General features: G+C 46.9%; 1 rRNA gene. It reads left to right on the top strand.

Features of this window, described 5'->3' with window-relative positions:
• Positions 1 to 20: 20 nt before the first annotated feature.
• Positions 21 to 550, top strand: a 23S ribosomal RNA gene (locus tag H5201_RS22605); the annotation flags it as partial.

Raw genomic sequence — 550 nt, 5'->3', positions numbered from 1 at the left:
AAGACCCGTTTGGGTTGTATGGTTAAGTGACTAAGCGTACACGGTGGATGCCTTGGCAGTTGGAGGCGATGAAGGACGTATTAACTTGCGATAAGCCTAGTCAAGCTAGTAAAAAGCACTTGAGACTAGGATTTCCGAATGGGGAAACCCACCTGCTTGCAGGTATCGTTAACTGAATACATAGGTTAACGAGGCGAACGCGGAGAACTGAAACATCTAAGTACCCGTAGGAAAAGAAATCAACCGAGATTCCGAAAGTAGCGGCGAGCGAAATCGGAACAGCCCTTAAGCTTAATTGGTGTTAATGGAAGGCTCTGGAAAGTGCCACGATACAGGGTGATAGTCCCGTACATGAAAATCCCTTTTAAGTGAAATCGAGTAGGTCGGAGCACGTGAAACTTTGACTGAATATAGGTGGACCATCATCTAAGGCTAAATACTCCCAACTGACCGATAGTGAACCAGTACCGTGAGGGAAAGGCGAAAAGAACCCCTGTGAGGGGAGTGAAATAGAACCTGAAACCGTGTACGTACAAGCAGTAGGAGCCCA

Source organism: Pseudoalteromonas sp. SG43-6, from assembly GCF_014164365.1.
Lineage (GTDB): Bacteria > Pseudomonadota > Gammaproteobacteria > Enterobacterales > Alteromonadaceae > Pseudoalteromonas > Pseudoalteromonas rhizosphaerae.
The sequence above is the reverse complement of the archived record's forward strand: the minus strand, read 5'-3'. Positions and strand labels throughout refer to the sequence as shown.